The sequence below is a fragment of the Limnothrix sp. FACHB-881 genome, assembly GCF_014698135.1.
In the GTDB taxonomy this organism is placed as follows: domain Bacteria; phylum Cyanobacteriota; class Cyanobacteriia; order CACIAM-69d; family CACIAM-69d; genus CACIAM-69d.
The window spans coordinates 48,127-61,375 of record NZ_JACJSN010000005.1; the positions used below are offsets into that span (position 1 = coordinate 48,127).

General features: G+C 54.3%; 11 protein-coding genes. 2 read left to right on the forward strand and 9 right to left on the reverse strand.

What is annotated here, in order from left to right; translation table 11 throughout:
• Positions 1-915 carry a CoA-binding protein gene (locus H6G52_RS06545; protein WP_190527239.1) on the forward strand — a complete coding sequence of 305 codons (915 nt, stop codon included), beginning with the start codon at positions 1-3 and terminating at the stop codon, positions 913-915.
• A 76-nt stretch (positions 916-991) separates the two neighbouring features.
• Here the strand turns inward: H6G52_RS06545 and grxC are convergent, their stop codons facing one another.
• The 5 genes from grxC to H6G52_RS06570 all read right to left on the reverse strand — a co-directional run bounded on the left by grxC (position 992) and on the right by H6G52_RS06570 (position 7,327).
• Positions 992-1,255, reverse strand: a complete 264-nt coding sequence (grxC, locus tag H6G52_RS06550; RefSeq protein WP_190527241.1) for a glutaredoxin 3 — start codon at positions 1,253-1,255, stop codon at positions 992-994.
• Positions 1,256-1,448: 193 nt separating this feature from the next.
• Positions 1,449-4,535 (reverse strand): phosphoenolpyruvate carboxylase, encoded by a 3,087-nt coding sequence (gene ppc, locus H6G52_RS06555; protein ID WP_190527433.1) that lies wholly within the window; start codon positions 4,533-4,535, stop codon positions 1,449-1,451.
• Positions 4,536-4,743: 208 nt separating this feature from the next.
• Positions 4,744-5,265 carry a hypothetical protein gene (locus H6G52_RS06560; protein ID WP_099532052.1) on the reverse strand — a complete coding sequence of 174 codons (522 nt, stop codon included), beginning with the start codon at positions 5,263-5,265 and terminating at the stop codon, positions 4,744-4,746.
• Between the two features lie 150 nt (positions 5,266-5,415).
• A complete protein-coding gene (locus H6G52_RS06565; protein ID WP_190355403.1) occupies positions 5,416-6,186 on the reverse strand; it encodes a DUF928 domain-containing protein in 771 nt (256 codons plus the stop codon).
• A 739-nt stretch (positions 6,187-6,925) separates the two neighbouring features.
• Positions 6,926-7,327, reverse strand: coding sequence for a fasciclin domain-containing protein (locus tag H6G52_RS06570; protein WP_190527243.1), 402 nt, complete (start codon positions 7,325-7,327; stop codon positions 6,926-6,928).
• On the opposite strand from H6G52_RS06570, the gene H6G52_RS06575 reads away from it, so the two are divergent.
• Positions 7,308-7,538 (forward strand): hypothetical protein, encoded by a 231-nt coding sequence (locus H6G52_RS06575; protein WP_190527245.1) that lies wholly within the window; start codon positions 7,308-7,310, stop codon positions 7,536-7,538. The genes H6G52_RS06570 and H6G52_RS06575 overlap by 20 nt on opposite strands.
• A gap of 161 nt (positions 7,539-7,699) precedes the next feature.
• On the opposite strand, the gene H6G52_RS06580 is transcribed toward H6G52_RS06575, so the two are convergent.
• The 4 genes from H6G52_RS06580 to H6G52_RS06595 form a co-directional block, all read right to left on the reverse strand.
• The gene (locus tag H6G52_RS06580) at positions 7,700-8,674 is read right to left on the reverse strand and encodes a deoxyhypusine synthase family protein (protein ID WP_099532056.1); all 975 of its coding nucleotides are present in this window, start codon (positions 8,672-8,674) and stop codon (positions 7,700-7,702) included.
• 202 nt (positions 8,675-8,876) lie between these two features.
• Positions 8,877-9,896 (reverse strand): diguanylate cyclase, encoded by a 1,020-nt coding sequence (locus H6G52_RS06585; RefSeq protein ID WP_190527247.1) that lies wholly within the window; start codon positions 9,894-9,896, stop codon positions 8,877-8,879.
• A 241-nt stretch (positions 9,897-10,137) separates the two neighbouring features.
• Complete coding sequence (locus H6G52_RS06590; protein ID WP_190527248.1) at positions 10,138-12,600, reverse strand: ATP-binding protein; 2,463 nt, start codon at positions 12,598-12,600, stop codon at positions 10,138-10,140.
• Between the two features lie 120 nt (positions 12,601-12,720).
• Positions 12,721-13,230 (reverse strand): GNAT family N-acetyltransferase, encoded by a 510-nt coding sequence (locus tag H6G52_RS06595; protein WP_099532059.1) that lies wholly within the window; start codon positions 13,228-13,230, stop codon positions 12,721-12,723.
• Positions 13,231-13,249: the final 19 nt, after the last annotated feature.

The window sequence follows — 13,249 nt, forward strand, 5'->3', positions numbered from 1 at the left end:
ATGAGACTGACACCCAACACCAAGGTTTTGATTTGTGGGATTGCCGAACCGCTGGCGATCGACCATGTGCCGCTGATGCGGGACTACGGCACACAGGTGCTGGCGGGTGTCAGCCCCGGCGAAGGGGGCCGATCGATCAATGAAATTCCCGTTTTTGATTTGGTAGAAGAGGCGATCGCCACGGTGGGGCCGATCGATGTGGTGATTGTTTTTTCGCCAGCCTATGCGGCGGTGGATGCGGCCTTGGAGGCGATCGCGGCCGGCATTCGCCAGGTGGTGATGGTGTCGGCCGGTGTGCCGCCGTTGGATATGGTGCGCCTGGTGCGGCGAGCAGAGGCCACCGATACGTTGGTGCTCGGCCCCAATTGCCCGGGAATTATTGTGCCGGGACAGGTGTTGTTGGGAATGCACCCGGCCGAGTGCTATCAACCGGGGTCGATCGGGATTGTCAGCCGGTGCAGCACCCTGGCCTACGAGGTGGCGCTGCAACTGACGCGGGCTGGGTTTGGCCAATCGATCGCCGCTTGCATTGGGGCCGATCGCGTGGTGGGATCGTCGTTGCTGCAGTGGCTGCAAATGCTGGATGAGGACGATCGCACCGAGGCCATTGTGTTGATTGGCGAAGTCAGCGGTGATGGGGAACTGCGAGCCGCGCGTTACATTGCCGAAACGATCGATAAGCCTGTGATTGCCTACATTGCCGGACACTTTGCCCCCGTGAACCGCTCGATTGGCCATGCCAACCAGATCGTGGCCTCGCGCACAGAGTTGGGCAAACGGGGCAAAACCGATGTTGCCACCAAGGTCGCCGCGCTCAAGGCCGCCAAGGTGAGAGTGGCCGATCGCCCCTCCAAAATCCCCGAACTATTGCAAAGGGCCCTGAACACTAAAGCCAAGGCCCCTAGTGCCAAGTGATAACCGGTTGAGCTAAACACCGGTTGAGCTAGGCAATGGCTAAACACCGGTTGAGCTAGACCTGACCAGCGGCAGCCTAGACCGCCGCCAATAGCTCATCTAGCTTGCCTTCCTGCTCCAGGGCGTGGATATCATCACAGCCGCCCACATGATGGTTATTGATAAAAATTTGGGGAACCGATCGCCGACCATTGGCCCGTTCCGCCATCTTGGCCCGCCCTGGCTCATCGCCGTCTAGGACATATTCCGTATATTTCACCCCTTTGTGGTCGAGCAATCGCTTGGCCCGAATGCAAAAGGGGCAAGTTGTCCAGAGATAAATTTCAACGTTGGCAGCCATAGGATGCGATCGCAGTGGTGTTCAAGATTTATGAAGGATTGTATCTAGTTTCTCGATCGCTTGCGGCCTAGGCCAGGCTTCAGCCCGCCTTCAGACACCAGAAGGGCGATCAACCCGTCGGTCGATCGCCCTTCCATTCAGGCCCCATTGAGCCGAGACGCATTGGGATCAGCACCCCAATGAGTCACCGCGATCAACCGGTGTTCCGCATTCCGGCCGCAATCCCGTTAATGGTCAGCAGGGCCCCGCGCAACAGCTCGCTGCGGCTATAGCGCGATCGCGCCATACCAGTTGCTGACTGTTGTTTGTGTTGGCGTAACCGCTTGAGCAACGACGCTTGCAGGAAGCCCAGGGGCACGATCGTGCCGTTACGCAACTGCACCGATCGCTGCAACGCCGGGTCTCCATCCAACAGGCGCTCATGGCCTGTAATTTTCAGCACCAGATCCCGAGTCGTCATGTACTCATGGGCAATTTGCTCAAACAAAGCCTCAAACCGGGCCCGGTTAGCCGGCTGCGTCAACTCATTGGTGTAGTGGCGAGCAATTTGCAGATCCACCTTCGCCAACGTCATTTCCACCTTCGAGATTGCCATCTTGAAGAACGGCCACTTGAAGTAGAAATATTGCAGCAACTTCAGGTGTTCTTCCGGCTCCTGATCCACAAAGTCTTGCAGGGCCGTGCCCACCCCATACCAGGCAGGCAACAAGAAGCGGCTTTGGGTCCAGCTAAACACCCAGGGAATGGCCCGCAGGCTGCTGAGATCTTTCTTGCCGCCCCGGCGGGCCGGTCGCGAAGAGATTTGCAATTGACTAATTTCCTCGATCGGGGTGACCTCATGGAAAAAGTCAATGAAATCCGGTTGCTCATAGATCAGTGCCCGGTAATGTTCCCGCGATCGCGCCGACAGGGACTCAACAATCTCATTCCAAGCCTCAATGTCATCAAACCCCGTGCCCAGCAGGCTTGATTGAATCGTGGCGGCGGCCACCTTCTCCAGGTTATAGAGCGCCAACTCGGGCAAGGAATATTTGGAAGCCAGCACTTCCCCCTGCTCCGTGATTTTGATGCGGCCTTGGATACTGCGGCCCGGTTGGGCCAAAATGGCCTCGTAGGCTGGGCCACCGCCGCGCCCCACGGATCCACCGCGCCCGTGGAAAATCTTGAGGGCCACCCCAAAGCGATCGGCCACCCCTTGCAACGCCTTTTGGGCCTTGTGAATTTCCCAATTACTGCTGAGGAAGCCCGAGTCCTTGTTACTGTCCGAGTAACCGAGCATCACCTCTTGCTGATTGCTGGTGGGGGTGTGGGGGCGCATTTTGGCAAATTCTGCGCCTGTTTGCCCTTCGGTAGTCGCTTCCAAAACGGCATCAAGGCGATCGTAGCCACCCGCCAACAATGCGCGGTAAAGCCGCATGGAGAACAGCCCCTCCATCACCGACGGCGCACATTTCAAGTCTTCCACCGTCTCAAACAGCGGCACAACGCGCAGGGTTCCTGACCCGGTGGCGGGGTCATAGAGGCCGGCTTCCTTGGCCAGCAGCAGCACCTCCAGCAGATCGCTGGCGTTGTGGCTCATGCTGATGATGTAGGTTTGGCAGACTCCGGGGCCAAACTCGTGCTGTAACTGTCGCACCACCCGCAGGGTTTCGATCGCCTCGCGGGTTTTGTCGGAAAAGGGCAACTCCGCCGGAATCAAAGGACGACGGGTGCTTAATTCCTGCACCAGCCAGGCCGTTCGCTCTGCCTCGTCCATTTCTCGATAAGGCTTGGGCAACAGTTGCAAATATTCCGTAATTTCATCGATTGCAGCCGAGTGACGGCTACTCTCTTGGCGAATATCCAAATGGGCCAAACTAAACCCAAAGATTTCCACCCGACAGATCAGATCTTCCAAATCCGAGCAAACTAAGCCCGTCTGTTGCAAACTGCGCCGAATGAGATTCAATTCCGCCAAAAATTCCGTGCCCGATCGATAGATGCTGACCGGATTGTTTTCCAACATATCCGAGTGCAATTCATCTCCTTCGTAGAGCCGGTTCGATCGAGCCAGGGTGTTAATCAACCGCTGTTCAATGTAAGCCAGCTTCAGGCGATAGGGTTCTTGGCGGAAACGCACCGCATATTTTTCGTAAATATCTGGCAGTCGGGCCTGCTCCTGCTCCAAAGATTCCAGCAGCTCCGGCAGCACGTCGCTCCAGTGCAAAGAAAGGCTCAACAAACTGCTGAGACTTTTCACCGATTGCAGATATTTTTTCAGCACCAAGTTGCGCTGATAGCAGGCGGTTTTCCAGGTCACTTCTGGCGTGACGGAAGGGTTGCCATCGCGATCGGAACCTACCCAAGATCCAAACCGACAAAAATCGAAACGGGGCGGAGTCAGGCCCGGAAATGACGATTTCAACGCCCGATCGAACCGGTGATAGAGCTGGGGAATCACCTCAAACAGCACTTCTTCAAAATAGTGCAAGGCATAGTCCACCTCATCCAGCACCGTTGGTTTGAATTGGTGCAACTCATCGGTGCGCCACCAAAGGCGAATTTCTTCCGTGAGTTTTTGGCGCAGGGTTTGGGCCTCGATCGAGGTGCTCAGTCCCCGATCGCGCAAATCTTCCTCCACCAAATCCAGCTCCCGCAAAATCTTCACCAACCGCCGCTGTTTATCGCGAATCGTGTGGCGCACAATTTCCGTTGGGTGAGCCGTAAAGACCAACTGAATATCCAATTGATCAATCAACTTTTGAATTTGCCGAGGCGGCACATTCAGTTGTTGCAAATAGGGAAATAGCCAATAGAACGTACCGCAATTATCCGGAATCTGATCCGGTTTGGGAATGCTCCGCTCCAGCACCTTTGCTTCAATTCCACCCTTCGATTCAGGATTGTCAAAGGGGCTATGGTTGCTAAAAAGCTTCGTCAAAATGGGCTGACTGCTGGCAGTTTCGTATTGCCGTTGTTGATCGCGTTGTTCGTAATGTTGCTCAACGATATTAATCAGTTGAAAATAAAGGGCAAAGGCACGCGCAGCCCGAATTGCCGAATTAAGGTCTAGGTTTTCAACCAGCTTCAAAACATCAGCTTCGCAAAAATCAGCGGCTTGGCCGTCCGGCGCGCAGAGATCCAACAGTCGATCTAGCAGGGATACCAATTCCTGACCGCACTCCTGTTGCAACACCTGCCGCCACAGGTCTTCCATCACCTTGAGACGATGCCGCAAAAACAAGTCTGATGCCGAGGCTGCGGCAACTTCTCGATCGAGCGAATGGATGGTCGAACTCATAGAGCGATCGGCTGGCTCGGTAAGGTTGGTCATGCTCCCTAGATTATAGGAAGGCGGGGCTTTAGAAACCCATCCTCATCCCGCCAGCTCGCCAGCGGGTGGGTTCTTGATGAGGGACGGGAAACCTGAATCCTGTTTGGGTCTGGGGGTGGGCAGTTTCCCCCCAAGGAGCCAACATGGTGCATGAAATCCCGGATGGATTGTGCGTTTAAACGGCCCCAGAATCGGTATAGCCCTGTACGGTTTCCGGGTTTTGCAGCCGAATTAAATCATTTGCTTGGCGGGTTTGCATCGGATCAAGATTTTTGATCACCAACAGGTATTGATCTTGATCAAGTCGATTGCGATAGGCCAGCACATCACCGTTACCTCCCGTCAGGCCCAGGCCGCCCCCAACGGTCACGCTGCCCATGGCTCCCCCGATCGCCCCCAACAGACCACCTACCAAATGGTTGCCCACCGGGCCAGCCCATTCCGTGAAGGTTTGCAACCCCGTCGCCAAGCTGAATCCCACGCCGGCCAAAAAGCCAAAGGGAATCGTCCAAAAAGCCATCATCTTAATTTGGCGACGAGCCTGCTGGCTGGGGTCAATGAATCCAAATTCATCGGCGGTTTTGTAGCCCTTGCCCAAAATGGCCATTTGCTTGAGGTCAAAGCCTGCCGCTTCCAGGGCCGTGTAAGCCGCTTCCACGCCCATGCGATCGGCAAAGACAGCAATTAGGTAGTTCATCAACCAACTCCAAGAAACAAGCCCTAAAAACCAAAATCAGGATTGAGCTTACACTCCATCCTGATTCTGACTCGACAGGCATCATAGCCTACGCACTGTCTTGAGGATTGCCACCCGGCAATCTGACGAGTTGCGGGGCCGGTTGCTGGTCTAGTTGCTGGGCAGGTTAATGGCCATCAGCGATCGATCCAAACCCGCCGAAGTGGCCAGCGCTTGCCAAGCGGCTGCTCGATCGCCCGAGCGATCGGCTTCAATCACGCTGCTCACCGCGTCGTACCAAATGCCCGCACGAGCATAGGCCGCCGCCGCCGTCAGCCGATCGGGAGCTGCCGTTGCTTCCGCCACTGCAGAGCTGGCTTCCACCCGTTGAATCCAGCCGCTAGCGAAGGTGTTGCGCGGTTCTTCGCCGTTGGCCGTTTCGCAAGTGACCGAAACGTACCATTGATAGGCCTTGCCAGCGGTCAGGCCTTGGCCCTTATCCCGCAGCTTCACCTGCACCAAGCCGCCTTCCTGGGGAAGAGCGATGGTTTGCTCGTCCAAGTCGGCTTCCGTTGCGTCCGTCAACCGGAAACGAGCCGTGCTGCCCATCCCAGCGGGCACATAGACCCACAGCGAAGGATGAGCACTGGCCGTCAGCGCACCCTGTTGGCCTGGAACTAAGGGCATGAGGGCCAAGGCCGAGGAACCACAAGCACCGCGCCGGCCTCCACTGACCGTGTGGCGAAGGGTGCGGTTACCCCGGGGAGCGAACCCAGCTTCTTGGCTCGGGAGCGAATTAAAGCTAACGGCGGGCCCTTCTGAGCCAGCTTGACCGTTAACCAAAGGCATTCCTGCCGAAGCGGTGAAACTTGAAAGGGCGATCGCCCCGGCCGTCAAAACCGAGGAAACAAAGAATCGGGAGAGCATGCGATTGGGCACCATAAGAACTACCCCTTATGAGACTGATACAAGCAAAAGCAGTAGCGACCTACAAGGGCTGGATGTTATCTGTCCTCGCGGCTGCTGTTCCCTACCCCTGAGACTCTATTGAAAACGATACTCGGGAAAAAGTAGTGAACCATGTTCCGATCGCGGCTTCGGTTGGGCCATGGTCTGGATTGATTATGACCATAGCTGTGCCCTGCGAACCGCAAACTCAACACCAGGCGAGGACGGAAGCGAATTCCCGTTCAGTCAATAGATGCCCCTGGAAGCCGAGTCCGTCTAGACAGTTAACAAACTGTCTCTCAGTGTATGGCATTCCCCCAAACCAGCTATGTACCGATCAACACTCAGTTCACGGTGAGCTGACTGATCTTACCGGCGGGCGGGCGCGAAACAGGAACCGGAGCGATCGCGCTAAATCCTACGCTGAGCGCGGAACGCCCCTTGCGGAGCACAATTCACAAAGCAAGTTTGGGGGAAGCTTGGCGAAAGCAGTCCCCTATTGGGAATTTTGAAGAAATGTAAAGAGTCGCAAACAATCGCAAGCTTGAGTTGGACTGCCTCAAGCGGGATCGAAAAGTTGGATCGAATTTGACTCAACTTGATGGATTCAGCTTGGCAGACTCAACTGAATTTTGGGGAGCGGGGCAGCCCCTTTCCGGCCGGTTCTGAAATCGGAAAACCGCGTTTTTGCCATTGTTTTTGCCATTGATTAACCCACTGGCCCCCTAACCCGTTAACCCATCAAAATCACCCGATCGAGCACATGGATCACGCCATTGGCCGCTTCGATGTCGGCCGCCACCACCGTGGCATTTTTCACCTCGAAGTTTTTGCCAACCCGCACCGGAATTGGAGCACCTTCGAGCGATTCCAGTTGGGTTATCTGGGCCAAATCCGCTTGGGTGTATTTACCAGCCACCACGTGATATTTCAGGATGCGAGCCAGTTGTGGGGGGTTTTGCACCAGGGTTTGCACCGTGCCGGGTGGTAGCTGAGCAAAGGCCTGGTCGTTGGGCGCAAACACGGTGAAGGGGCCTGGACTTTTCAGGGCTTCGACCAATCCAGCCACCTTGACGGCGGTTACGAGGGTTTCAAAGGAACCGGCATTAATGGCAATGTCAACAATGTCGGGCATGGTCAAGGATGGGGGTGAAGTCCAGGTACAGGGCAATGCAGAGCCGCTGGGGCCCAAGGTTGCCGCTAAATCCCAATCATCCTACCGTCGATCGCCCGATCGATTGGCGGTGGGCAATTTTGGAGTTTTAATACCTCCGATTGGGCATGGTTGGCCCGCCCCGCTGTCCTTGGGAAATGGCAACCATCCCCAGACAGCAGAGCAGGGCTAGACCTAGCAACGATGAGCTACATCGAATGAGCTACATCGATTGACAAGCAATTGGCAATCAGCAATTGACATTTAGCAATCAGCAATCAGCAATCTGAGACTGGCCGGAGATTAATCTGAAAGTGACCTGAGCGATCGATTGGGTAACCGATCGCCGCTTCGTTACCAGCCCAACACGTAGGCAAACACCAACGGAGCCACGATCGTTGCGTCACTTTCAATCACAAACCGGGGCGTGTCGATCGACAGCTTGCCCCAGGTGATTTTCTCGTTGGGCACGGCTCCCGAATAGGAACCATAGCTGGTGGTGGAATCGCTGATTTGGCAGAAATAGCCCCACAGCGGCGTTTCGCGCAGCAGGTCTTGCTGCAACATGGGCACAACGCAAATGGGGAAGTCGCCCGCAATGCCGCCCGCAATTTGGAAGAACCCGATCGACTGGCCGCTCTCGATCGAAACCTTCGTGTAGTAGTCCGCCAGGGCCATCATGTATTCAATGCCCGTGCGCACCGTGTGGACATTTTTGATGTCGCCCTCAATGCAGCGAGCCGCAAAAATGTTCCCCAGGGTCGAATCTTCCCAGCCGGGCACAAAGATCGGCAAATTCCGTTCAGCCGCCGCCAACATCCAGGAATTCTTGGGATCGATTTGGTAATACTCCTTCAAGGAGCCATTCAGCAGCACTTCGTAGAAGAATTCGTGGGGGAACTTCCGTTGCCCAGTCGCATCGGCCGCCTTCCACACATCCAGCACGGCCTTTTCCATACGGCGAATGGCTTCTTCTTCCGGAATGCAAGTATCGGTGACCCGGTTCAGATGCTTGTCCAGCAGTTTTTGTTCATCTTCTGGGGTCAAGTCCCGATAGTTCGGAATCCGCACATAGTAATCGTGGGCCACCAGGTTAAAGATGTCTTCTTCCAGGTTGGCCCCCGTGCAAGAAATCGCGTTGATTTTGCCTTGGCGAATCATTTCCGCCAGCGACAGGCCCAATTCTGCCGTGCTCATGGCTCCGGCCATGGCCAGCAACATCGGATTTCCAGCTTCCACATGCACCTTAAATGCTTCAGCGGCATCCACCAAGGCCGCTGCGTTGAAGTGGCGGTAGTGGTGTTTGATGAACTGACTGACGGGGCCCATAGGTTACTTGCCTTTCAACAAAAGAGTGCGACACAACCAGCAGCCCCGGAATTTGCGTCCAAGGGTCGATCGCGCTGCCCCAGCGTTGACCGAGGATGATTCAAGCCCAGCATCCTTCAGCCCAGGGGGCGATCGCGCGCGATCGAAAAAACGGGGCTGCAATCCAAAACGATCATCCTACCGCCTTGGCCTCAACGAAACATTAAGAAGCGGCGCAAACTCGATTCCGTCCCCCATGTTTGGCGGCATAGAGATAGCGATCGGCCTCTGCAATCATTGCCTCATAATCTCCCAGGGCTAAATGGTCAGAAACACCAATGCTGAGGGTGACGCTGAGTTCTGGGTGAATTTTGGGCCAAGGCGCTTGTTCGATCGCCTGGCGAACTTTGTTGCAAGCCGCCACCGCATCCGCTGAGCCGATGCCCGGCAGTGCAATCACAAATTCTTCGCCCCCATAGCGAGCACAAAGATCGCTCGATCGCAGATTTTTTTGCAGAATTTGCGCCACCCCTTTCAAGACCCGATCGCCCACCGCGTGCGAAAACCGATCGTTGATTCGCTTAAAGAAATCCACATCCCCGATCGCAACACTCAAGGGAGAACGATAGCGCTGAGCTTGCTCAAATAATTGGCTCATTTGCCCATTAAAGTGACGGCGATTAAACAGTCCTGTCAGCTCATCTCGAATGCTCAATTCCGTGATTTTGGCGTTCGCCTTTTCCAAATCCAAAATCTTTTGACTTAGGGCCTGTTGCAGTCGATAAATCTGTAAATGGGTGTTGACCCTTGCCAACACTTCCAACTCTTGAAAGGGCTTGGCGATATAGTCCACACCGCCCACCTCAAACCCCTTAACCTTGTCGTGAACAGCGTTGGCCGCGCTGATAAAAATGATCGGGATAGACTGCGATCGACGATCAGCCTTCAAGCGTTGACAAACTTCATAACCATCTAGGTTTGGCATCCGAATATCTAACAAGATCAGGTCTGGGCGATGGGCCGCGATCGCCTTCAGCGCCTGTTCTCCGCTGTTGACCGGCCGCACCTTGTGACCCTCCCGCACCAGCAACTGGCTCAAGACTCGCAGGTTCACCAAATTATCATCCACCAATAGGATGTTGCCTTGCACTGTCGGGATTGTGCAGGGCGGGTGCTCCAGTTCATGGATGGCTTCGTGCTGGCCGTCTGCTGGGGGGACACGATCGATCATTGAATAGTTCATCGGCTCTGCATCCTGAAGATTGTGGTTTCGAGTTTCTGAAAATTTGCAAATTTAATTCACGAATTGTGAAACTCGAATCATGAAATTCGTGAATTTATCCTAATTGCCAATGAAGCGAAGGAGCAAAATACAAGCACAATACTTAAAAAAATTCACTAAGCACCAATTAAAAATATCAATCAAATATCAATCAGATATCAATCAAATTTCGTGACAGTCTCATGGCAATTTTGTAACGGTTTCATGACAGATTGATACTCAACAATGACTGTAATTGATCATAGTCATAATCATGCAAAATACGATTCAGTTGAGCAATGATTAACGCCTCTTCCGGGGGCAACTTATGAATTAAATATTCCAGTTCAAAAAAGTCCGCTTCTTGGGCGGCTTTCAGCATTTGCTTGCGCCAAGATTCTGGCAAATTCCGTAGTTTTTGACTCACGCGATCGGTGAGTTCAGGGCTGGCCACGGGCGATCGCCCGCTGAAGCTGCTGCTGATCTCGCTTTCCAAACCGGTGGATAAGTTGGCATACAGATAGCGAACCTGGAGATGATGGGCGATCGCATCCAAAATCGTTTGCTCTCGGAAGGGTTTGCGCACAAATCCATCAAAACCGGTTGCTAAAATCTGTTGTTCATCTTCCTGAAAAGCACTGGCCGTCAGGGCCAGAATAGCCACAAACTGCTGTTTTGAGCGGGCTAGTTTCTTAATTTGTCTCATGGCCGAAATGCCATCAAGTTGCGGCATTCGTAAATCCATCCAAATTAGGTGGGGCTGCCATTTAGACCACTCCTCAATCGCCTGATAGCCGTCATGAACTTCCCGAACAGCAAACCCCACACGCTTGAGCAATTGACTCAAAAGGGTGCAATTTTCCGGGCGATCGTCAGCAATCAAAATTCGAGGAATTGGGGAATCGGGCGCTAACCCAATAATTTGTCTGGGATCGGGATTGGCGCTGTTTGGTTCTCCAATGGGCGCACTGATCGAAAAATGAAAAGCAGTGCCCTGATTGGGCTGGCTTTTAACCGTAATTTCACCCCCCATGAGTTGTATAAAAGAGCGACTGAGGGCTAATCCCAATCCGGTTCCTGCGCGGCTCGATCGCCCCGATGCGGTTTGCTCAAAAGACTGGAATAACTTGGGCAACTCAGCCAGTTCAATGCCCACCCCGGAATCAATCACTTCCACCATCAGGCGATCGGGCGGTGCATATCGCACTTGCACAGAAATGCCCCCTTCCGGCGTGAATTTAATAGCATTGCCTAAGAGATTGACCAACACTTGGCGCAATTTTCCATCATCCATCACCACATAGGTAGGCAAGGCGGAATCCAGTTCAAAATCGAGGCGTAATCCCTTTTGATGGGCGGCTAATTCGAACATGGCCATGACTTCTTTAAAGAGCGATCGCACCTCGATCGACTGTGTAACGAGTTCCGCCTTGCCCGCTTCAATCTTGGCCATTGATAGGAAGTTATCAATGAGTCTCAATAAATGCTCGCCGCTCATCTGAATCACGGCCAGGTTAGTTTTTTGCTCCTCAGTTAAGCCAATATCGCGCTTCATCAGTTGCGAAAATCCAATGACAGCATTCAGCGGCGTTCGCAACTCATGGCTCATATTCGACAGGAACTCACTCTTAGCCTGATTGGCTAGTTCCGCTTGGTGCTTGGCTGCTTCGGCCTGTTGCTTTTGGCGGGCTAATTTTTGTTCTGCCAGTTGGCGTTGGTGTCGCATGGCCACAAACTCAGTCGCCAGTTGGCCAATTTCACCATTCGCCTTAACCTCGATCGCGCGGTCTAAATTACCTTGCTTCATCAAACGAACGGCTTCTGTTAATTGCTCCAAAGGCTGCGCGATCGTATTTCCCCAAAAATAACCCATCATCCCAATGGGAAGTGCTGTGACCAAAAAAGCCAACAAAAAACTAACCCGCACACTTTGTTCATAGGCTAGGAAGCTGTCATCTACTTCCGAATCATTTTCAAATACAATGAAGCCAATAATTTGCTCATCTAATTGCAGCTCAGAAATGCGCTGTGACCATACTTGAGACCACCAACGTTGCAAGTCGAAAAATGGGACGCGATCGCCCCGCGCGGCCCGCTCAGGCGGCAGGATATAGTTGCCTGCTGAGTCCACCACGGAAAACAGCGGGCGGCTGGGGGGCCAGGCTCGCTGGTCGGTTCTGGTTTGTCCTGGCTTGGGAGGTGGGAACAGGCCAGGCATCGTTGCTGGATCTTCTGGCAACTCCGGGAAATCCGGTGGCAAAGCGGCTTCCGAATTGCACGATGATGCCCCGAATCCCCCATGGGTCACGGGAGGCGGAGAGGGTCGCCCAAACATCACCAAAGGGCCTAGCCAAGCCTTGAGCCGCTGAAGCCAGCTTTCCACAGGACAATCGATCGGGCGGGGATCCTTAGGCAGGTCAGCAGCGCGATTGTGGGCCAGTGCTGCCCGACGGCGCTGGATGAAGTGGCCTAGGTCTTCCCGCTGTTTGGCTGCGTCCCAAGATCCAGCCGATTGGTAATAGGCCAATACGTGCGATCGATACTTTTCCTGGTGGCCCTGCACGGTGGCCGGCGAAAAAGAAGCCCGCATCATCTCCAGGGTCAAGTGACCGACCACCGCCGCCCCCAGCCAGCCACTAGCCACCACAGCAAGGACGATTTTGGTGCGCAGGGGCAAAAATTTCATGGGCAAATTAGGGGCTGACGGCCCTTGCTTCTCACCATTTCAGTCTGCGATCAAAGTCCACGATCGCACCCCACGATCGCCAGAGGGCAGGCTTGGGGATCAGGGGATCAACTGCACAGCTTATCCCTTGGCCCGGCGACGGTGCTTGCGAGCAGCCCGTTCCACCTGATCTTGCTCGTAGTCAATCAGTCGGCCAAAGTAGGGATGTTGTCCCAAATCGAGCGACATGTAAACGTGGCGGCGCACATTGTCAAAGCCCTTGCGGGTAAAGAACTTCACTGCCGGTTCATTGGCGGGATCCGTATCAATAAATAGGCTGCGGGCCCCTTGGTGGATCGTGCGCTCCACGAATCGATCGACCAAGGAGTCGGCCACGCCCCGGCGCTGGAATCGGTGATCAACCCCGAGCCAATTGATGTAGCCGTAGGTCACCTGTTTTTCAATCACCGTACCCAACACAAATCCCGCAAACTCGCCTTCCACTTCCGCAATCAGGCAATATTCCGGATCCGTGTTGTAGAGGCCCGTGACCTCCCACTCATCCCAAGTGCGGTAAAGCGTGGGATACAACTCATTTTGAAAAAGCTGTTCGCCCAGGTGAAAGACCGGAGCGAGGTCATCGATCGTCATGTCGCGAGTAACCACCGCA

Bases quoted from the DNA above. Each gene is read 5' to 3' on its own strand.
- H6G52_RS06545 (WP_190527239.1), top strand. From the start codon at position 1: ATGAGACTGACACCCAACACCAAGGTTTTGATTTGTGGGATTGCCGAA.
- grxC (WP_190527241.1), bottom strand. From the start codon at position 1,255: ATGGCTGCCAACGTTGAAATTTATCTCTGGACAACTTGCCCCTTTTGC.
- ppc (WP_190527433.1), bottom strand. From the start codon at position 4,535: ATGAGTTCGACCATCCATTCGCTCGATCGAGAAGTTGCCGCAGCCTCG.
- H6G52_RS06560 (WP_099532052.1), bottom strand. From the start codon at position 5,265: ATGAACTACCTAATTGCTGTCTTTGCCGATCGCATGGGCGTGGAAGCG.
- H6G52_RS06565 (WP_190355403.1), bottom strand. From the start codon at position 6,186: ATGGTGCCCAATCGCATGCTCTCCCGATTCTTTGTTTCCTCGGTTTTG.
- H6G52_RS06575 (WP_190527245.1), top strand. From the start codon at position 7,308: ATGTCAACAATGTCGGGCATGGTCAAGGATGGGGGTGAAGTCCAGGTA.
- H6G52_RS06570 (WP_190527243.1), bottom strand. From the start codon at position 7,327: ATGCCCGACATTGTTGACATTGCCATTAATGCCGGTTCCTTTGAAACC.
- H6G52_RS06580 (WP_099532056.1), bottom strand. From the start codon at position 8,674: ATGGGCCCCGTCAGTCAGTTCATCAAACACCACTACCGCCACTTCAAC.
- H6G52_RS06585 (WP_190527247.1), bottom strand. From the start codon at position 9,896: ATGAACTATTCAATGATCGATCGTGTCCCCCCAGCAGACGGCCAGCAC.
- H6G52_RS06590 (WP_190527248.1), bottom strand. From the start codon at position 12,600: ATGAAATTTTTGCCCCTGCGCACCAAAATCGTCCTTGCTGTGGTGGCT.
- H6G52_RS06595 (WP_099532059.1), bottom strand. From the start codon at position 13,230: ATGACGATCGATGACCTCGCTCCGGTCTTTCACCTGGGCGAACAGCTT.